19 protein-coding genes are annotated in these 21617 nt (G+C 36.3%); 3 read left to right on the top strand and 16 right to left on the bottom strand.

Annotated elements, in window-relative coordinates:
- Positions 1–9: 9 nt before the first annotated feature.
- From L1967_RS04595 to recR, 14 genes are all read right to left on the bottom strand, one after another.
- A complete protein-coding gene (locus L1967_RS04595) occupies positions 10–3246 on the bottom strand; it encodes a S41 family peptidase (RefSeq protein WP_249600554.1) in 3237 nt (1078 codons plus the stop codon).
- A 138-nt stretch (positions 3247–3384) separates the two neighbouring features.
- Positions 3385–3597, bottom strand: coding sequence for a hypothetical protein (locus L1967_RS04600; RefSeq protein ID WP_249600555.1), 213 nt, complete (start codon positions 3595–3597; stop codon positions 3385–3387).
- A gap of 65 nt (positions 3598–3662) precedes the next feature.
- Entirely contained in the window at positions 3663–5321 is a 1659-nt protein-coding gene (locus tag L1967_RS04605; RefSeq protein ID WP_249600556.1) for an amidase family protein, read from the bottom strand.
- A gap of 241 nt (positions 5322–5562) precedes the next feature.
- Positions 5563–6513, bottom strand: a complete 951-nt coding sequence (gene ftsY / locus L1967_RS04610; protein ID WP_249600557.1) for a signal recognition particle-docking protein FtsY — start codon at positions 6511–6513, stop codon at positions 5563–5565.
- Between the two features lie 141 nt (positions 6514–6654).
- Positions 6655–6804, bottom strand: a complete 150-nt coding sequence (locus L1967_RS04615; protein ID WP_092541799.1) for a DUF4295 domain-containing protein — start codon at positions 6802–6804, stop codon at positions 6655–6657.
- A gap of 8 nt (positions 6805–6812) precedes the next feature.
- Positions 6813–6995, bottom strand: coding sequence for a 50S ribosomal protein L33 (gene rpmG, locus L1967_RS04620; RefSeq protein ID WP_013070733.1), 183 nt, complete (start codon positions 6993–6995; stop codon positions 6813–6815).
- 26 nt (positions 6996–7021) lie between these two features.
- Positions 7022–7261, bottom strand: a complete 240-nt coding sequence (rpmB, locus tag L1967_RS04625; protein ID WP_013070732.1) for a 50S ribosomal protein L28 — start codon at positions 7259–7261, stop codon at positions 7022–7024.
- A 140-nt stretch (positions 7262–7401) separates the two neighbouring features.
- Entirely contained in the window at positions 7402–8652 is a 1251-nt protein-coding gene (locus tag L1967_RS04630; RefSeq protein WP_249600558.1) for a competence/damage-inducible protein A, read from the bottom strand.
- On the bottom strand, positions 8652–8990 hold the full coding sequence (locus L1967_RS04635) for an Hpt domain-containing protein (RefSeq protein ID WP_249600559.1): 339 nt from the start codon (positions 8988–8990) through the stop codon (positions 8652–8654). The genes L1967_RS04630 and L1967_RS04635 overlap by 1 nt, the downstream gene beginning before the upstream one ends.
- A 5-nt stretch (positions 8991–8995) precedes the next feature.
- Positions 8996–9610 carry a fumarylacetoacetate hydrolase family protein gene (locus L1967_RS04640; RefSeq protein ID WP_249600560.1) on the bottom strand — a complete coding sequence of 205 codons (615 nt, stop codon included), beginning with the start codon at positions 9608–9610 and terminating at the stop codon, positions 8996–8998.
- An 11-nt stretch (positions 9611–9621) separates the two neighbouring features.
- Complete coding sequence (locus L1967_RS04645) at positions 9622–10566, bottom strand: carboxypeptidase-like regulatory domain-containing protein (RefSeq protein ID WP_249600561.1); 945 nt, start codon at positions 10564–10566, stop codon at positions 9622–9624.
- 3 nt (positions 10567–10569) lie between these two features.
- Positions 10570–11343, bottom strand: a complete 774-nt coding sequence (locus L1967_RS04650; protein ID WP_249600562.1) for a 3'-5' exonuclease — start codon at positions 11341–11343, stop codon at positions 10570–10572.
- Between the two features lie 94 nt (positions 11344–11437).
- The gene (locus tag L1967_RS04655; protein WP_249600563.1) at positions 11438–12772 is read right to left on the bottom strand and encodes a dihydrolipoamide acetyltransferase family protein; all 1335 of its coding nucleotides are present in this window, start codon (positions 12770–12772) and stop codon (positions 11438–11440) included.
- Between the two features lie 184 nt (positions 12773–12956).
- Positions 12957–13574, bottom strand: a complete 618-nt coding sequence (gene recR / locus L1967_RS04660; RefSeq protein WP_249600564.1) for a recombination mediator RecR — start codon at positions 13572–13574, stop codon at positions 12957–12959.
- Positions 13575–13657: 83 nt separating this feature from the next.
- On the opposite strand from recR, the gene L1967_RS04665 reads away from it, so the two are divergent.
- Entirely contained in the window at positions 13658–15121 is a 1464-nt protein-coding gene (locus tag L1967_RS04665; protein WP_249600565.1) for a sodium:solute symporter, read from the top strand.
- Here the strand turns inward: L1967_RS04665 and L1967_RS04670 are convergent.
- On the bottom strand, positions 15092–15454 hold the full coding sequence (locus tag L1967_RS04670; RefSeq protein ID WP_249600566.1) for a CoA-binding protein: 363 nt from the start codon (positions 15452–15454) through the stop codon (positions 15092–15094). The two genes, L1967_RS04665 and L1967_RS04670, sit on opposite strands and share 30 nt — an antisense overlap.
- 404 nt (positions 15455–15858) lie before the next feature.
- Between L1967_RS04670 and L1967_RS04675 the strand changes: the two genes are divergently transcribed.
- A complete protein-coding gene (locus L1967_RS04675; protein ID WP_249600567.1) occupies positions 15859–18213 on the top strand; it encodes a TonB-dependent receptor in 2355 nt (784 codons plus the stop codon).
- Positions 18214–18321: 108 nt separating this feature from the next.
- Here the strand turns inward: L1967_RS04675 and L1967_RS04680 are convergent, their stop codons facing one another.
- Positions 18322–19938 (bottom strand): ABC-F family ATP-binding cassette domain-containing protein, encoded by a 1617-nt coding sequence (locus L1967_RS04680; RefSeq protein ID WP_249600568.1) that lies wholly within the window; start codon positions 19936–19938, stop codon positions 18322–18324.
- Positions 19939–20105: 167 nt separating this feature from the next.
- On the opposite strand from L1967_RS04680, the gene L1967_RS04685 reads away from it, so the two are divergent.
- Positions 20106–21521, top strand: a complete 1416-nt coding sequence (locus L1967_RS04685; RefSeq protein WP_249600569.1) for a TlpA family protein disulfide reductase — start codon at positions 20106–20108, stop codon at positions 21519–21521.
- Positions 21522–21617 lie beyond the last annotated feature (96 nt).

Consider the following 21617-nt stretch of genomic DNA (forward strand, 5'->3'; position numbering starts at 1 on the left):
TAATTTAGATTATTCGGTTTCTTTTAAAAGTTCTTTTACTGCGGTTTGCAGTTGTGGATCTTCCCCATTTAAAAATTCTTTATAAGGTAATGCTACTTCGATATCTGGTTGTAGCTCCATATTTTCGGTTGGCACGCCTTCGGCACCGATAGTGGCCACCATAGGGATACCAAAAACAATCGAAGGATCTATTTGTCTTTCCCACCAAACGGCTGTTCCGGTCCCGGCTACCGGCATTCCTACCAGTTTACCAATTCCGTTTTGTTTGTAAACATAGGGGAAAATAAAAGCGTCACTATAGTTTCCTTCACTCATTAATACGATGCTGGGCTTGGTCCAACGGGCCATAGGCTCACCGCCACTAATCACTTCTCCCTGTGGCGCGAATTTTAAATATTCCTCTCCGCTTAAAAAAGTATTTAGATCGTCATGTAACCAACCGCCTCCATTAAAACGGGTATCGACCACAAGCCCTTCTTTTTCTAAATTCTTACCAAGCGCATTTTCGAAAACATCTCTAAAACTTCCGTCATTCATTCCCTGGATATGTACATAACCTAATTTACCTCCACTAAGGCTATCGGTTTTGTGCTCCATGGTTCTTACCCATCGCTTGTACATTAAACTGCGAATAGATCCTTCTGAAACCGGTTTTATGGTTTCTTCGAAAGTTGAATTCATGCTCTTCATCGTTAGCAGCGTATTTTTATCCTGAATGTTATTTAGATACTTATTCCAGTTTTCATCAGATTTGATAGTTTTACCATTGATTTTAGTAATAATATCACCTGCTTTTATTTTGCTATTGGCATTATCTAATGGACCTCCTGAAATCACTTCAGAAATTTTAATTCCGTCGCCCATATATGATTCATCATATAATAAACCTAATGAAGCGGTATGATCTCCGTTAGCTCCTGAAGCATAATAACGACCACCGGTATGAGACGCATTCAATTCGCCTAAAAGCTCGCTTAACAATTCCTGAAAATCATAATTGTTATTTATATGAGGTAAGAACTTTGCATATTCATCATGGTACATTTTCCAGTCGATTCCGTGAATTTCAGGATCGTAGAATTTCTTGGTTACCTGCCGCCACATGTGGTTAAACATATATTCTCTCTCTGCTGCGGCATCTATCACCATATCACCGTTTATAGCAATATTTTCTACACTGCCACTTTCTGCATCTACTTTTACCAAACGGCCATTATTGCTTAAGAATAAGGATTTACTATCTTCACTAATTTCGATTCCACTTGGCGAACCGCCCATTTTAGCTAAGATTTTAGTTTCTCTTGTTCTAGGCTCGGTTACCCAAAGATCATAGCCTTTTTCAAAAGAAGCCAGATAAAAAACTTTACTCGCATCTTTATTCAATACATAATCACTTATGCTGGCCGAATTTATCGTAAGCTTTACTTTACGAATATCCAGATTATCGAAATTCAGTTTTAAAGGCTCGTCTTTTTTATCTTCTTTCTTCTTTTTTGATTTTTTATCGTCTTCCTCAGCTTTTTCTTTCTCCTCTTTTTCTTTTTTCTCGCGTTCTTCTAAAAGCTTAAATTCCTCTTCGCTCAACGTATAACGATCGTAAGCTTTTTGATCAAAAAATACGGCATAGATATCCTGCTCTGTACTTCCCTGTAGTGCTAACGATTTTCTACCTTCACGACTACTCGCATAGGTCATCATTTTACCGTCCATCGCCCACTTGGCATTAGATTCTCCAAATCCGCTATTTACAGGATGAAATATTTCTCCGCTACCATCGGCTTTAATCAAAGCTGTGTTGTTAAGGAAAAAATAGCCTTTTTGATCGTCTGCCATTAGCCAACGGCTATCTGGACTCCACTGAAAAGACCAGTCTCCATCGCTATATGAATGGTTTCTACCTTCAGGAAGAATGACTGTTTTCTTGCCCGATTTTAGATCCATCACCTTCAAAATATTCCGCTCTTCTATAAAGGCGATTTTGGAGGAATCTGGAGAAATCTTTGCCTGAAATTCTTCAGCATTGGTATTGATCAAAGGCTCAATATCTATTATTGTTGATGCGTAAAAATAGTCTTCCTGCGGACGGTTTAAAGTCGCTTTATACACATTCCAGCTACCATCCTGCTCCCCTGAAAAAATCAATTCTTTTCCGCTTGGCGACCAGCTCACCATACGCTCCTGGGTAGAAGTATTGGTAATTCTTTTTGTACGGGAATCGTCCACCCCGGTTACAAAAACTTCTCCGCGATTTACAAAAGCAATCTCTTTATTGTTTGGACTAACCGCAAATTCGGTTACACTATTGATATCCATATTTTTAATAGCTTCAAAAGCTGCATCGTCCAGAACTTTAATTTCTAACTTTTTAGGTTGAGTTCCGGGCTTGATGGTATACACCTCACCTTTCCAGGTAAAAGCCAACGTATTGTTATCAGAAATACTTAAGTGACGAACCGGAAAATCTTTAAAATTAGTCAGTTTTTCTTCCGAACCGGAACTTAAATTTTTTACATAAAGATTTTGTGTACCGTCTTTTTCATTCAGATAATAAACTTTTGAAGCATCTGCACTAAAAACCGGCTCACGATCTTCACCTTCAAAACCACTGATTTTCTTGTAAGTATCATTTTCTACATCGTACAACCAAATATCTCTGGTTACTGCTGAAGTATGATGTTTTCTCCAGGCATCTTCGTAGCCTTTTCTATCCTGAAAAACCAGATGTTTTCCATCACTGCTGAAATGGGCTTCTTCGGCTCCCGCCGCAGTAAGTAATTCTGGTCTTCCTCCTTTTACAGGAATGGTATATAAATTTTGAAATAATCCGGGATTAGGGAATCTTACACTCGATGCCGGTGCATTGCGACCACTTCCGTAGAGAACTTTATCATCTTGTGGTGTAAAATCATAAGGGTAATCGTTGGCACTATTATAGGTTAATCTTGTAGGGGTTCCACCGGTAGCAGGCATGGTATACACATCAAAATTTCCATAGCGATCACTGGCAAAGGCAATACTTTTACCATCGTTACTCCAAACAGGACGCATATCATAAGCATCTCCTGTAGTTATTGCTATGGCTACACCACCATCGCTGCTCACACGATAAAGATTTCCCATATATCCAAAAACAATAGTTTTGCCATTTGGCGAAATAGAAGGATATCGTAGCCATTTTGCATTTTCCTGGGCTGGAACTGCCATGCTACAAAGCAATAGTATGACCAGCAAGTACAATTTTCTCATAAAGTAATTTGAATTTAATTTAGCTAAATTTTCAGAATGCCACTAAGATACTAACTACTGCAAATTAATTGCAATAAAAAACCCATCTAAACTTTCATTAAGATGGGTTTTTCTTGTAAAACGATATGATGTTAAGTTTTAAGCGCTAAAATAATTGTGCAAGCCAAATAACCAACCTTGTTCGTAATACCTAATAATACTGATAAGTAGCGCTGAAATGATTACATACAACCAGTTATACTTTTTCGACTTTGCAAAATAAGCGCCTAAAAGGCCCAATATGAGTACCGGAAAAGCCATGATTAGATTCGCATACAGCCATGCGCCCTGAAAAACAGCTAGTATTTTCATGATCACATAAAAAAGGCAGTAAATGAATATAAGTTTAGTGAATATAATCAGGTATCGTTGTGCCATTACTTAGAATAGTCTTTTGGTGGTTTACGTTGCTGTGATTCCTGCTCGTAAGCATACGCCCAGCGTAATAAATTTTGTTCGGAATAAGGAATAGAGATAAAAGTTAAGCCTTTAGGTTCTCCAATATCATCATAGCCCATTGGTACTGTAATCGCGGGATATTCGGCAACTGCAGCAAAACCAGCATGATAATTATTTATAGAAAGAATACCGTCCAGTTCATATTCTTGCATAGGAATATCAAAAAATCGCTTTCCACGTGTTTTTAACGTATCTTTTATTGCCTGAAATTCTTCCGCTGTAGCGGTATCTTTCACCATTCCTTCAAATAATGCCTGTCCGTATGGTGCTCGCTGTACAGAATCTTCCATATTAAAGGCAATAATATCTTCCACAGATCTTACCGCTACTCTTTTTGCGTAACGTTCTAAATAATCTGGAAGATCTTTTCTCATATCAAGATCTAACAACCTAAGGAAGTTAGTCAATTCAATATCTTCAGCCTCAAATTCGACGATTTGAGCTCCAACTTTTTTAAGCTCGTTGATGGCACGATTATATAAAGAATCTTTAGTAAGTTCTTTGATCACCCCTAATCGGACTCCTCGTAAACTGGTGGTATCGGTTAAAGCAGAATAATAATCTGTAGGTATTTTTATGGAATCTGCGTAAACTTTGGAATCCAATGTATCTCTTCCCGCCATAGCACTTAACAAAATAGCATTATCCATAACCGTTTTGGTTATTGGCCCGGGTGTATCTAAAGTTTCTGAAATGGGCACAATACCCGTTCTACTTAAAAGTCCAACCGTTGGTTTTAATCCTACCAGACTATTCTGACTTGATGGTGAAAGTATAGACCCCGAAGTTTCTGATCCCACGGCTAAAGGAGCAAAATTAGCTGCTACGGCTACAGCACTACCAGAACTTGAACCTCCGGTATCAAAAATTCTACGTCCGTAAGGATTCAAGGTTTGCCCACCTACCGCAGAATATCCACTTGGGCAATCTTCACAGAAAAAATAAGCCCATTCACTAAGGTTTGTTTTCCCTAAAATTATCGCCCCACTTTCTTCTAATTTATTTGTAATAAAAGCACTGGGAGTTGTATTTCCCTGCAGTGCTACAGCTCCCGCAGTTGTTGGCATTGTAGCCGTATTAATATTATCTTTTAACAATACCGGAATACCATAAATCGGACTTTTATTTTCGGTATTTTTATAGTTTCTGTCCTTAAGTCGGGCTTCGGTTAGAACATTTGGGTTAACGGCCACAATAGCATTTAGAGAAAGATCGTTTTCCCGATCCAGTTTTCGCATTCTATAAAGATAAAACAGGGTAAGTTCTTCGTAGGTAAGTTCTTCTTCAGCTATTGCATTCTGTAATTCTAAAACTGATTTTTCGAGAATTATAGATTTTAAACTGTCATATTTCTTTTCTGTGACTTTATAAAGCTCAATTTCAAAAGGAGACCAAAGTATATTTTTTTCGAGATATTTAGAATCTAAAACCTTAAACTGTAACATTACATCTCCCTGATAATCGCTGGTTCCGGTAGAGTCAGAAACCACAATTTCTTGGGGGTCCTTACTACTTTCTTCTTCATTTTTACAGCCTATTAGGACTAAAATACTACATAAGAATAAAATCTTTTTCATGTGGGGTAGTTGGTTAATATTGGTTAGTTTATTTATATATTTTTCTAAACAAAATCTCATTTAGGGTGAAATCTCTTTGGAAAAATAGTTGTGAAAAAAGCATGAATTTTCATGAAAAATAGTTCTTCATAAAAATTAAGCAATACAAAATACTTTTAAATTTTGCCTGAAATACGCTACTAAAGCCTACTAAAAACTAAGCAAACGATTAGAATAGTTCAAAACGATAAAACGGTGCAGATTATTTGAAAAAAGAATCTACAAATTCAAACTTGTTAAAAACCTGAAGGTCTTCTACCCGCTCTCCTACACCAATATATTTTACCGGAATTTGGAATTGATCGCTAATACCTATCACTACACCTCCTTTGGCCGTACCATCCAGTTTGGTCACAGCAAGAGAGGTAACTTCAGTAGCGGCGGTAAATTGTTTCGCCTGCTCAAAAGCATTTTGCCCGGTAGAACCATCCAAAACTAAAAGTACCTCGTGGGGAGCATCTGGTATTACTTTTTGCATCACTCGCTTCACTTTAGAAAGCTCTTTCATAAGATTCACCTTATTGTGTAATCTACCGGCAGTATCAATTAAAACTACATCAGCATCCATTTTCACAGCACTTTGTACCGTATCAAATGCTACGGAAGCAGGATCGCTTCCCATCGATTGTTTTATAATAGGTACATCGGTACGCTCTGCCCAAACCTGTAACTGGTCTATCGCTGCTGCCCTAAAAGTATCGGCTGCACCTAAAACAACCTTTAAACCACGATTTTTAAACTGATTGGCCAGTTTACCAATGGTCGTTGTTTTCCCTACACCGTTAACCCCTACAACCATCATTACGTAAGGTTTCTTATCGGGAACAGTGAAATCTGTAGCATTACCCGAGTTGGTTTCAGATAACAAGCCGGCAATTTCTTCTCTCAGAATTTTGTTAAGCTCATCGGTTCCCAAATACTTATCTTTAGCAACGCGATCTTCAATACGGTTAATAATTTTTATAGTTGTGGCAACTCCTACATCACTGCTTACTAGTACGTCTTCTAAATCGTCCAGAACTTCGTCGTCGACTTTAGATTTACCGGCAACGGCTTTGCTCATTTTAGAAAAGAAGCTGCTTTTACTCTTCTCTAGCCCTTTATCCAGAGTTTCCTTTTTTTCTTTTGAAAAAATCTTTTTAAATAAACTCATTTGTTGATCGTTCGTTTTAATGAGAATAGTCCTTTTTGAAAAAGGACGTTGTAATTTGGGGTAAATATACGCAAAAAGAAAAAGCCGTCCAGATAACAAATCAGGACGGCCTTTTAAAAAAATTATAAATTTTTTATCCGATTACTTTTTTAAATAATCGTTTACATCTTCAGGAGCCATAATAGCTTCAACGAAAGTATATGCACCTGTTTTAGGAGATTTAACCATTTTAATAGCTTTGGTTAATCTCTTAGATCCTGTTTGTAATGCTGCTACTGATTTCTTTGCCATGACTCAAATTATTTTATCTCTTTATGAACCGTCATTTTTTTCAAGATTGGGTTAAATTTCTTTAACTCCATTCTATCCGGCGTATTTTTTTTGTTCTTAGTAGTGATATATCTTGATGTACCTGGCTGACCAGAAGCTTTATGCTCGGTACACTCTAAAATAACCTGTACTCTGTTTCCTTTCTTTGCCATCTTAATTTGTTTTTATAGGTAAAGGATTATTTTTGAAGAAATCCTTTTGCTCTAGCCTCTTTAATAACGGCAGAGATTCCTTTCTTGTTAATATTTTTAAGCGCAGAGGTAGACACTTTTAAAGTGATCCATTTATCCTCTTCAGGAATAAAAAAACGTTTCTTTACCAGGTTAGCGTTAAATTTACGCTTGGTCTTATTCATTGCGTGAGAAACATTGTTCCCAACCATCGCTTTTTTCCCTGTAAGTTCACAAACTCTTGACATTGCTCTATACTTTATCTCGTTATTTCAAAACAGGGTGCAAATTAACGATTTTTATCCCTAATTCACAACACATTCTGTAAAAAAAATTTACGATATTATTTTCGTTAGTATTGACTATTAAATTATTGACTAAAATCGGCCTATTTCTGGCTATAAATTTCATCCAAAACCATCTCCATACATTTATTAACAGCCTTCCCCACAACCTTATCCCGATGGTTACCAAAATTAAACTCCTTAGCGAAAACGCGTTGTGGTGTAGCAATCGCTAAAAAAACAGTTCCAACGTCGGCATCGCTATCTCCTTTATCCGGGCCGGCATTTCCTGTGGTCGCTATTGCATAATCGGTTTGATATAAAGCTTTCACTTTTTTAGCCATTTCGCAAGCGACTTCATTGCTTACCACCGAGTGTTTTTCTATGAGTTCTTTTGGTACTCCTAAAATATTCACTTTAGCTTCAGTAGCATAGGCAACTACACTGCCTTTAAAAAATGCTGAAGAGCCGGGATATTCTGTAAATAAAGAAGCTAGCCTACCCCCTGTAAAACTTTCAGCAGTGGCAAGGCTCGCATTTTTCTCTTTTAGTAGATTACCAATCTGAACTTCAATCGGATCTTCTTCCTCTATACCTTTAATAATATCTCCAATAATCTCACTTAGCGATTTTATCTGATCATTAACCTCTTGCTCCATTTTATCGGGATCACTGCCTTTGGTACTTAACCGCAAACGCACTTTTCCCAGACTTGGCAAATATGCCAGTCTTATATGAGGTGGTAAGGCTTCTTCCCACGATGCTATTTTTTCAGCAATAGTACTTTCTCCCATTCCAAAAGTGAGTACTGTTTTATGCTGAATAAATGGTCTTTTAAAACGCTGCCTAATTCTCGGGATGACCTCATCCTGCATTAACGCCTTCATTTCGTAAGGTACGCCAGGCATAGAAATAAAAACGGTATCCTCCTTTTTTAACCACATCCCGGGAGCGGTACCATATTTATTCGTTAGAATTTCGGCTTTAGAGGGTACCAGGGCCTGCATACGGTTAAGATCTGAAATTGGAGTGTCGATATACTTTTTAAAAAGTTCTTCGACATGCGCCAAAACCGCTTCATCTTTAACTAGGGTGTCATTAAAGAATTCACAAAGGCATTTCTTGGTAATATCATCTTTAGTAGGACCAAGTCCGCCGGTAATAATTACAATATTGGCTCTTTTCTGAGCCTCACTTAATGTGGTTAAAATATGGTTGCTTTCATCTTCTATCGAAGTTATTTGATGAATACTAACCCCTATTTTATTAAGTTCTTTAGCAATAAAAACCGAATTGGTATCGATAATCTGGCCGATAAGAATTTCATCGCCAATCGTTATAATCTCTGCGTTCATTACAGATTAAAATCTTCTTTTAATTCTTTACACACCTGCTCTACCTTTACGGTAATAATTTTACCTGCTTCCGGCACTTCTTCTTTATTCTTTCCCTGTTTGGACCACTGCTCTATAATGGTAATCTGTGGCATTAATTGTAACCCAAAAAGTTTTAGGTTAGGTTTCATTTTATGGGCATAGCTATAAGCAAGTTTAGCATTGTCACTGTCTATAGCCTCATTCATGGCAGTGACATCTGGGGGGATTTCATCAAGAAAGGTTTTTACAACAACCAGCATAAAATCCTGATCGCCGTCTGCCATTTCTTCTACATCTTTTAAATCGTAGCTACTCATGGGGATTATTTAATATTTATAGAGAAAATTTCTTCGCCTTCAATAAATCCGGTTAAATTATCTTCTGGTGACACCGGACCAACACCGGCAGGCGTTCCAGTAAAAATAACATCTCCTATCTTTAATGTAAAGAATGTTGAAATATAAGCAATTAGTTCGTCAATCTTCCATAGCATTAAAGAACTATTGCCACTTTGTACAATTTCATCATTCTTTTTTAAACTAAAATTAATATTGTTTAAATCTGAAAACTGAGTTTTATCCAGCCATTTTTCACCAATCACCGCAGCACCATCAAAACTTTTTGCTTTTTCCCACGGAAGTCCCTTGGCTTTTAACTTTGCCTGAAGATCACGTGCTGTAAAATCGATCCCAAGCCCTATCTCATCATAATATTTATGGGCAAATTTTGGCTGAATGTGCTTTCCTACTCTTGTAATTTTCACCAAAAGTTCTACCTCGTAATGCACATCGTTAGAAAAATCTGGAATAAAAAAGGGCTGTTTTTTTAATAATATCGCCGTATCGGGCTTTTGGAAGACGACAGGATCGTCTGGTTTTTCATTTTCTAACTCGGTAATATGATCGGTATAATTTCTACCTATACAAATAAGCTTCATCTACAATTCTTTTAATCTGTTAATGTTATTTTGAATGCCGGGACGGGCAGCTTTCCAGAGAAAACTTTATTCGAGTTATCTAAATGGTTCATTTTTCGCCATCCATTGGTGTCTTTATAATATGAATTAAAATCTTCACTGTTTTCTTCTAACACTCCCTTAAAAATAGGTCCATATTTACGCATTTTCACATTATGGTAAATAATGGTATCATTCACCCGATAATCTTTCTCCTCAAAATAAGCATTTTCTGGTATAAAAAGGTGTTCTACAGCAACAAAAAAACCATCATCTGGAACCGGAATTTTATACGGCATCATATCGATTTTGGTCCTAATCTGGTTAGGTGACTTTTCAATAATAAGATCATCGCTCAAAAGATCATAAGAAGGCTTTTCTTCACCGTCTACCGCCATTATTCGTAATCGATATTTTGCATTTCCATAAAACGTTTCCTCTACCTCGAAATACCGTACTTCAATATCTTTTATAAAACAACCCTTATTAAATTTCTCTGGTTTATCGTAATGACGAGCTACAATACTGGGGTATTGGCCTCCGCTAAAATTACCAAGACCAATAATTTCCCGCCATTTAAAATCGTTAATCCGCTCCCTCTTTTTTCTTTTAATTTTATAAAGGTGAACTTCGGCTAAATGATCTATCGCAGGTTTTAATTTTACCACCTTTCCCTTTAAATCTTTTAGCTGTACATATTGAGATTGGTAACCTACGTAACTAAACTTAAGTTTTGCGTTGTCACTAATTTCTTTTACCACAAAAGAATATCGTCCTTCTTTATCTGTAGAAATTCCTCTTTTTTCTTTTTCCAGAACAATATTTACATAAGGTAAAGGCTGTAAAGTTTCGGCTTCTACCACCTGCCCTACTGCCCTTATTTTTTGCCCAAAAGCGCTAATAGAAACAAAAAAGAATAAAGCCAGAAGGATGCGCATTATTTAAAGTTTGGTATTTAACTTACGCAATTTTATAGCAGTTAGTACCTTTTTAGTGTAGAGCGGAAAATCTGCATTTTGAAGCCAGCCAAAATAGCCTGGTTCTTTTTCTAATACTTCTTCTACAAGCTTTCCTTTATACTTTCCGAAAGAAAAAATTTCTTCCCCCTTTTTATTGAAACTTATAAATCCGGCGAAATCGGCGAAATTTTTACGGGCGCTGTATTGTGATAACCATTTAATGTCGTTTTCCAGATCGTCGTATTTATCTAATTGAGATTTTAGTACTTCGTAGGTAGCTTCAGTATCTGCAGCAGCACTATGCGCATCTATCAATTCTTTTCCGCAGTAAAATTTAAAAGCCGCCCCTAAGGTTCGCTGCTCTTTCTTATGGAATATCGTTTGTACATCTACGGCCATCATATTTTTCATATCAAAATCGATATCTGCTCGTAATAATTCTTCGGCTAAAAGCGGAATATCAAAGCGATTAGAATTATAACCTCCCAAATCACAACCTTTTATCATATCGTAGATTTGCTTGGATAATTCTTTAAAAGTAGGCTCGTTGGCCACTTTCTCATTCGAAATTCCATGGATAGCAATGACTTCTTTTGGAATCTCCATTTCTGGATTTATCAACCAGGTTCTACTTTCTTTATTTCCGTTGGGATATACTTTCAATATCGCTATTTCTACAATCCTATCTTTGGCAAGGTTCGTTCCGGTCGTTTCCAGATCGAAAAAACAAATAGGTTTTGTTAGCTTTAATTCCATTTTTTAAGATTTGTTTATTCTTATAGCAATATAAAAAGAAAACCGGAATCACCCCATAAAAAGCAATCCCGGTTTCTCTTTATATACATTAATTTTATAATTTTCTATTTTTGTCGAATCCTTCTAGATATTGTGCTACTCGCTGTACAAACTGTCCACCAAGGGCCCCATTTACCACTCGGTGATCATAACTATGTGATAAAATCATTTTATATCGAATGCCAATGAAATCACCCTCTGGGGTTTCGATAACCGCAGGCATTTTTCGAATGGCCCCTAAGGCCAGTATACCAACCTGAGGCTGATTAATAATTGGGGTACCCATAATACTCCCAAAGGTCCCAACATTGGTTACGGTATAGGTACCGCCTTGTATATCGTCTGGCTTCAGTTTATTTTGTCGTGCCCTATTTGCCAAATCGTTTACCGCTTTGGCCATTCCCACAAGATTTAATCGATCTGCATTTTTAATTACCGGTACAATAAGGTTACCATCGGGAAGTGCAGCGGCCATACCAAGATTAATATTTTTCTTTTTAACCACCTTATCCCCATCTACAGAAATATTGATTAATGGAAAATCACGAATCGCTTTGGCTACGGCTTCCATAAATATTGGCGTAAAGGTTAATTTTTCGCCTTCTTTTTTCTGAAATGCCTCTTTATGTTTGTTTCTCCAGTTCCAGATATTGGTCACATCAACTTCTATAAAAGATTGAACATGAGCCGAAGTTTGCACACTATCGATCATGTGCTTACTAATCATTTTACCCATACGGCTCATTTCGATAATCTCGTCTTCTCCTGAAGCTACTACATTTTCCTGATTTTTAAACGCAGGTTCTAAATGATCTGTTTTTGAAGCTGATTTATGAGCGCCTGAGGTTTCTTTAGGCTTACTGCTACGATTTTCTACATAGGCTAAAATATCATCTTTGGTTACACGGCCATTTTTACCGGTCCCTTTTACAGTTTCTAATTCTTCAGGGCTAATATTTTCTTCTTTAGCGATATTTTTTACTAAAGGAGAATAAAAACGATCTGAATCTGAATAATCTGAACTTCCCGCAGTTTCCTTCGCTGTTTCCATAGCGGCTTCAGCTTCCGCAGCATGTTGTGCTGCTTCTTCGGAATCTTCCTCATCATCGTTCTCATCTAAATCAAGATCATCTTCCTGCTCCAACTCACCTTCAGTCTCAATAATAGCAATCGTTTGACCGACTTTCACTACATCATCGGTATCAAAAAGTATTTCAACAATTTTACCGTCTACTTCACTGGGTACTTCGCTGTCTACTTTATCTGTAGCAATTTCCAGTACCGGTTCGTCTGCTTCAATGGTATCGCCTACTTCTTTTAACCAGCTGGTTATGGTTGCTTCAGCAACACTTTCTCCCATTTTAGGTAATTTCAGTTCAAATTTTGCCATATCTATATTTGAAAGCTATTTTTCATTATTATGTTTGCGAATTTAATTAAAATTAAGGTTTTTAAATATTAAAAAATCAATAAAATATAAATTCACTGAAAATATTCTTGCTTCAATTCTAATTAATTTCCTGTGTAAAATTACAATTTCATCTTTCAACCTGAAAGCAGAAATCCAAAGCTTTTTAACTTTTAAGGCTATTTTCAAAAGGGATACGATTGGTAATACTTCTTCCCAAAGTGACCTCATCTGCATATTCTAATTCGTCACCAACACTAATCCCTCTTGCAATCGTAGAGGTTTTAACTCCGCTTCCCTCTAATTGCTTATAAATATAAAAGTTAGTGGTATCTCCTTCCATCGTACTGCTTAGGGCAAAAATAATCTCCTGTATCTTACCCTCTTTCACTTTGTCTATTAAAGGTTTAATAGTAAGCTGGGAAGGGCCAATGCCATCCATTGGACTAATCTTACCTCCTAAAACATGATACATCCCACGGTATTGTCCTGTATTTTCTATCGCCATCACATCTCGTATATCTTCTACCACACAAACCAGATCTTCCTGACGGGAGGGATTTGCGCAAATATCACAAAGCTCGGTATCGCTAATATTATAACAATTTCGGCATCTTTTTATTTCAGCTCTTAGTTTAGAAAGTGCTTTGGTAAGTTGTTCGGTTTGCGCTTCGGGTTGCCTTAAAAGGTGTAATACCAATCTAAGCGCGGTACGTTTTCCTATACCGGGCAACTGCGACATTTGGTCTACAGCCTGCTCCAATAATTTCGAAGAAAAATCCATAGCCGCAAATTTACAATTTTTAAACCGATGCAAATAGTTAGTAATATGCTAAGTTTGCAAATGTTTTGGTTAAATTCGTATTTATGGAACCTATACATATTGTACTACTTATCGCACTTTACTTTGGTGTTTTACTTTTAATATCCTATTTCACAGGAAAAGAAGATAGCAACGATGCCTTTTTTAAGGCCGAAGGTAAATCTCCCTGGTATATTGTAGCTTTTGGAATGGTGGGTGCCTCGCTCTCTGGTGTTACGTTTATCTCGGTACCGGGTTGGGTTAGAGATTCCCAATTTAGTTATATGCAGGTGGTAGCGGGTTATTTATTTGGTTATCTGGTAATTTCTTTTGTATTGCTACCTATTTATTACAGCCTTAATGTTACCTCTATTTATCAGTATTTAAATAATCGCTTCGGGGTTGTAAGTTATAAAACCGGAGCTTTTTTCTTTTTTATATCAAGGGTATTAGGAGCCTCATTCAGGCTTTTTCTTGTAGCGACCGTATTACAATATTTTGTTTTTGAATCTTGGAATGTTCCTTTCGTGGTTACCGTAATTCTTTCGATTTTATTGATATGGATTTACACTTCTCGTGGCGGGATTAAAACCATTGTGTGGACAGATACACTGCAAACGCTATTTATGTTAGGTTCTGTAGGTATCGCGATTTACTTTGTTTCTCAAGAATTAAACTGGACGTTTAACGACTTTTTTACCGCACCAGAACTTGCTCCCTATACTGAAACGTTTCATTTTGACAATTTTCTCGAAAAAGATTATTTCTGGAAAGCATTCTTTGGCGGGATGTTTATCACGATTTGTATGACGGGACTGGACCAGGATATGATGCAAAAAAACTTAACCTGTAAAAGTCTAAAAGATGCCCAGAAAAATGTAATGTCCTACAGTCTGGTTTTTATCCCGGTGAATATTTTGTTCCTTTTTCTGGGGGCACTTTTATTTATTTATGCGGAACAAAACGGAATTAGCGTGCCGGTACTTGACGGAAAAGAAAAAACCGATCTTCTTTTCCCGGAAATCGCCTTAAATGCTGAAATGGGAATAGGTCTTGCGATCATATTTTTACTGGGGTTAATTGCAGCAGCATATTCTAGTGCCGATAGTGCATTAACCAGTTTAACCACCAGTTTCTGCGTTGATTTCCTGAATATTGAAAAACGTGAACCCAGCACGCAAACCAGTATACGAAAAAGGGCACATATTTTAATAAGTGTACTTTTAGTGGTAGTTATCATCGCATTTAAATACCTGCTGGATAGTAGCGTAATCGATCTGCTCTTAAAAGCTGCTAGCTATACGTATGGCCCATTACTTGGACTTTTTGCCTTTGGAATTTTCACCAAAATGCAAATAAAGGATCACCTGGTTTGGATGGTATCTTTGGTTTCTGTCATCTTAACTTTTATCCTTGGAAATCTTCCTCCTGAATATCTTGGAGGCTACGTATTTAATTACGAATTACTCATCGTAAACGGCGCAATTACATTTTTGGGCTTAATATTGATTCGTACCAAGCATCACTAAAGTACAGGCATTCTGAAATTCGATATTATTTTGCTTCAAAATTCTATAGAGTTCAGGATTCTCTGTTCCCGGATTAAAAATGACGCGATTTGGGTGTAACGCTACCAGATATTCATAATATTCTGGTTGATTTTTTGGCCCTACATATAAGGTAACGGTATCAATATCTGAGAAAATTATTTTCTCTTTTTCTATTTTAATTCCCTCCACTTCTCCTTCCCGTAATCCCAAGGCTACAACGGGCTGTTGTTTATTTACCAGTTTCTTGATTGCCATATTGGAATATCGTACAGGATTGGTAGAAGCTCCTATCACTAATGTTTTCTTTTTCATAGCGTAAACTAACTCAAGGTTAAGCCCATAAGGCATTTATTAGAATTCAATTTTTATTTCGAGGCATCCCAACCTCGGCTATCTTGATTATCGAGTAAAAATAGTTTTTAAAATTTAGTGTAACAAGTTTTAAACTTATCAGTCTTTATAGTAAGACTAGTCTAAAAATGTCATTGCTATCTTTTTTTTGATGGTTAGAAGATAGTAATGCTTGTTAAGGTTCGCGCTATTTGCAAGGCGCGAACTTTTTTTCAGAAATAATTCAAGATTTTTGTAACATTCTTTTTTTAGCGTCGTCTTTATAGTAGAAATCATCAAAATTGTAGAAATACATTTTTACCTATTATGTAATACAAAGTATTATGTATAGTAAAAAATCATCAAAAACCAAACATCAATCAAAAATGAAACAGTTATTATTAATCATCATCATTGCCTTAAGTACCCTTAATTCGGTCGCAAATAACGAAGCTTTTGCTAGAATTTCAGGTACTATCATAGATAGTCATTTAAAAGAACCTGTTCCTTATGCTACTATTAGCTTAAAGGATACTGAAGGCAATATCATCACCGGAACAACTTCTGAAGAAGATGGGTCATTCATCATCAAAAAAGTAAAATCTGGCAATTACATTTTAACCATTCAATTTATTGGTTACAAGAAATTCAGCAGAGAAATTTCGGTAATACGCAACAGTGGCCTTATTGAATTAGGCACAATCAACCTAGACCCAGATGTTGCTGAAATGGATGAAGTTGTAGTAGTAGGAGAACGCTCTACGATCGAGCAGCGTATCGACAGAAAAGTAATCAATGTAGGTAAAGACCTCACTACGGCAGGAGCCAGTGCCTCAGATATCATGAATAACATACCTTCTGTAAACGTAGATCAGGATGGAAATATCGCGTTGCGCGGTAACTCTAACGTACGCATATTAATTGATGGCAAACCTACGAATATGAATGCCGCCCAATTGCTAAAACAAATCCCTTCCAGCTCGATTAAAAAAATAGAATTAATCAATAATCCTTCAGCAAAATACAATCCCGAGGGAATGAGTGGAATTATCAATATCGTTTTACATAAAAATGCCAATAACGGATTTAACGGTAGCCTAAACACCGGATTAACATATGGTGAAAATGCACGTTTTAATGGCTCTTTAGATATGAATTACCGTCAGGGAAAATTAAACCTGTACGCCAATCTTGGGAGCAATTTTGGCAAAAGAAAAAATATTAATGATATCAATCTGGTGGGTCGAAATGCTAAACAAAATTTGGATATGCTAAATGATAACGCATCTTATTTGTATAAAATTGGAGTAGATTATTTTTTAGACGATAACAACACATTTAGCTTTTATACTAACCAAAACATCTATGATGGCGGGGTAGATGCAACGATAAATGCCATTTACCTGGATAATCCTTCCAATAATTTCGATCAGTTTTTAGATCTTGATATGAATAATCTGAATGCGAGTTACAATTTTGCATACAAGCATTTATTCCCTAAAGAAGGACACGAAATATTATTTGAAGCTGATTATAATGATTATGACAGTGATGAAGATTTTGCGGCAGACTTTAGTGAAAATGCAAGCTTTGTTCCTTATACTGAAACTGTAAACGAAAATCGGGGAACTTTAATCACCAATATCGACTACACTCTACCGATTGGTGAAAAGGCCAAATTTGAAGCCGGTGCCGAAGCCAGGTTATTAAATAATAAGCAGGATTACGACACCAACAATCCGGCAGCACAAAATTCAGATTATAATTACGACAGAAACATCTATTCGTTATACAGCACATTTGGACAATCTTTTGAAAAATTCTCATATCAGCTTGGGGCACGCTTAGAAAGCTTCGACATAGATGCGGAAGTAAATGGAGAAAATGTTTTTAGTGACGATTATGTTACCTTATATCCTTCAGGATTTTTCAACTACACGCCTAATGAAAAAAATAGTTATCAGGTAAGCTATAGCCGGAGGATAGATCGTCCTAGTTTAAGGCAGGTAAGCCCGGTAAGAGAGGTTAGTACCCCCACAATAACAGTAGTAGGTAATCCTAACTTACAACCACAATTCACGAACTCCGTAGAATTTAATTATACCAGAAAACTCAAAAACGGAAGTTTTACAGGTGGTGTTTTCTTCAGAAATATCAATGATAATATTAATCAATTAATCAACGAAGATCCATCAGATCCTGCAAGTCTTATCATCTCTTATTCCAATTTTGATGACACCAATGCGTACGGCTTTGAACTTTCTTCTAACTATAAGTTTACCGATTGGTGGAGCGCAAATGGAAGTTTTGAATTGTACCAACAAACACAAAGCGGAATTGTAGGAACAAGCGAGGTTGAAGTAGACAATACCGTTTACACTGCAAGAGTGAATAATAGTTTTACTGTAACTGAAGATTTAACACTACAATTATTCGGGTTTTATCGAGGACCAAGCGAAGAACTTCAGTTTAAAAATGAGGATGTGTTTTTTGCAAATATCGGTGGACGATACACCTTCCTGGATAAAAAAGCGACACTTAGTTTAAACTTTAATGATGTCTTTGGAACTCAGGAATATAGATTTAGTGCTAAACTCCCTTACGAACAAAACGGTATTTTTAAAAGCGAGTTCCAAAACATATATGTAGGATTTAGTTACCGTTTTGGCGGAAATAACGGCAAAAAATTAAAAAGAAAACAAAGAGATAACGATGAAGCCCAGGGCGGCGGAATGTTTTAAAGAAAAACAAGTTATATCATTTTGATAAAATTTGTTTGTTTAGCCAAAGAAAAGCCTGAAGTTTTCACTTCAGGCTTTCATATTTTCAAAAAGATAAAATGCTATAAATTAAGCATACATTTTATCACGTTGCTCTTTAATTTTAGGATCACTCATATACTCATCAAAAGTCATATAACGATCAATTACTCCGCTTGGTGTAAGCTCAATAATACGGTTGGCCACTGTTTGTGCAAATTCATGATCGTGCGTGGTAAGCATTACGGTGCCCTTAAAATTCTTTAATGAGTTATTAAAGGCGGTAATCGATTCCAGATCAAGGTGGTTTGTTGGTTCATCCAACATTAATACGTTTGCCCTCATCATCATCATTCGGCTTAACATACAGCGCACTTTTTCACCTCCCGATAAAACGTTGCTGGTTTTTAAAGCTTCTTCCCCACTAAACAACATTTTACCTAAGAAACCACGAATATAAACTTCTTCTCTTTCTTCTTCGGTCTTCGCATATTGCCTTAACCAGTCTACAAGCGTAAGATCATTATCAAAATATTCGGAGTTATCTAACGGAAGATAGGATTGTGAAGTGGTCACTCCCCAACTATATTTTCCAGAAACCGGCTCCTCTCTACCATTTATTATTTCATAAAAAGCAGTTGTCGCACGGCTATCCCTAGAAAAAACAACGACTTTATCTCCTTTTGCAAGGTTAATATCTACTCCGCTAAACAAGGTTTCTCCTTCTATAGATGCTTCTAACTTTTCGATATTTAGAATCTGATCTCCGGCCTCACGATCTCTATCAAAAATAATGGCAGGATAGCGACGGCTTGAAGGTTTAATTTCTTCAATATTTAATTTATCGATCATCTTTTTACGAGAAGTAGCCTGTTTAGATTTTGCTACGTTGGCACTAAATCGCTGGATAAATTCCTGAAGTTCCTTCTTTTTCTCTTCTGCTTTCTTGTTTTGTTGTGCACGCTGTCTGGCCGCTAGTTGCGAAGACTCGTACCAAAACGAATAGTTACCACTAAAGTGATTAATTTTCCCAAAATCAATATCAGAAATATGGGTACAAACAGCATCTAAGAAGTGACGGTCGTGAGATACCACGATTACCGTATTATCATAATTAGCAAGGAAATTTTCTAACCAGGTAATTGTTTCATAATCCAGGTCGTTGGTAGGCTCATCCATAATTAGCACATCAGGATTTCCAAAAAGTGCCTGTGCTAATAAAACCCTTACCTTTTGCTTTCCATCAAGATCCTTCATTAACGTGTAATGAAGATCTGTTTTAATACCTAAGTTAGACAACAATGATGCAGCAGCACTATCAGCGTTCCAACCGTCCATCTCTTCAAACTGCACTTGTAGCTCCCCTATTCTATCAGCATTTTCATCAGAATAATCTGCATATAAAGCATCGATCTCTGTCTTTATTTCAAAAAGCGGTTTGTTACCTCTTAAAACTGTCTCTAAAACAGGGTAATCGTCATATACATTGTGATTTTGCTCCAGTACCGACATACGTTTTCCCGGCTCTAAATGAACATGCCCAGAAGTTGGATCGGATTTTCCAGATAAGATTTTTAAAAATGTAGATTTACCCGCACCGTTAGCACCGATAATCCCATAACAATTCCCGTCGGTAAAAGTCGTATTCACTTCATCAAAAAGTACTCTTTTACCAAACTGGACAGAAAGATTTGAAACTGAAAGCATAAATTCCTCTAATTTTTTGCAAAAGTAGCACATATTGTACACTTTCTAAAAGATTAACGTTTAGAAAATTCCTTTTAACTCGTGGTTAACATTCAAGGTTTTAACCACATTCTATATTTGTTGTCCAATGAAAACCCGTTGTTAATAATGGATTTATAATTATTTGAATGAGAAGATTATTACTGCTAAGTATTTTTTCTACCATATTTTCAATTGTTGGCTGCCAGAATAAAAGCACCAATACAGATAAAGTATACATTGGCGGGAAAATTGTAAATCCAAATTTAGATTACGTTATCCTATCCAGGGACGAGGATATCATAGACACGTTAAAGCTTAATAACGACAACCAGTTTGGCCAGTACCTAAACGATATCGACCCCGGTATTTATACCCTGCAACATAATCCCGAAAACCAGGTTATCTACCTTGAACCTGGTGATAGTATTATGATTTGGGTGAATACTTATGATTTTGATCAATCCCTTAATTTTAGTGGACGTGGCAGCCAGGAAAGTTCTTTTTTATTGGATCTTTTTCTTCAGAATAGAGCAAACAACGAATTAATCCTTAACTATTACAAAATAAAACCCGAAGAATTTAAGCATATTAGTGATTCTATTCATAAAAAAAGACTGGAAGAATTTAACGAAAATTCCTCTAAAAACAATTTAAGCGATAATTTCAAAAAAATAGCCCGACAAAGTATCGATTACGAATTTTATGATCTTCGCGAGCGCTATACCTATCTTATTAAAAAATATTATCCAGAATTCACTAAACTTATCCCTGAAGGTTTTAACGATTATCGAAACTCTTTAGATTTTAATAATAAGCTGCTTAAAAATTATTATTTGTACACCAATACCATTGATGATTACCTGCGTACGCGTGCCGTAGAATATTGCATCGATGAGCATAAGGATAGAGACTGCTTTAATGTTTCTAATTTTGATAATATAAAAAGGAGAGCTGTTTTAATAGATTCGTTATCCAGTACTCCTTCGATAAGAAACAAATTCCTGGATTTATTGCTTAGCAAAGCCGTTACCATGGTTACTAATAAGGAGGATCTTAAAAAAGTACTGCATTTTGCTGAATCTTTAAATTATCAGGAAATCGAGCAGATTAGACAGCTTTCTAAAATTCAAGAAAATTATTTTACCGGTAAATCCGTGGCCAATCTTACGCTTTTAAACACCAATAGTGAAGAAACCACCTACGGTGATGTTATCGATAAAAAGTCTATTGTTTATTTCTGGTCGGCTAATAATATAAGGCGCTACATTTGGCAATTTAGAACCATTAAAAAGCTCGAAGAAAAATATCCCGAATTAGATTTTATAGGCGTTAATCTGGATATTGGTCAGGAAAAAAAATGGTTACGTATTTTGGATGAAAATAACTACGATCAAAAAAACCAATATCAGCTATCTAAAAGAAAATTCAGTAATGATGTGGCTACAAAATACCTATACCGTTTAAACTTTCTGGATAAAAATGCGGTAATTGCAAGAGGTGACGCTCCGCTTAGTTCTTCTGCTGAGTTTGAATCTCAGTTGCTAGAGTTTCTTAATCAGTAATAGTAATTAGTATAAAGGTAACCAAGAAAAATAGGTATAGATAATACTATTTTGGCTTCGTTGTTTTTCAAGATATTTAAAACAAATTCTAAACAA

The sequence above is a fragment of the Zunongwangia pacifica genome (assembly GCF_023499215.1).
Lineage (GTDB): Bacteria > Bacteroidota > Bacteroidia > Flavobacteriales > Flavobacteriaceae > Zunongwangia > Zunongwangia pacifica.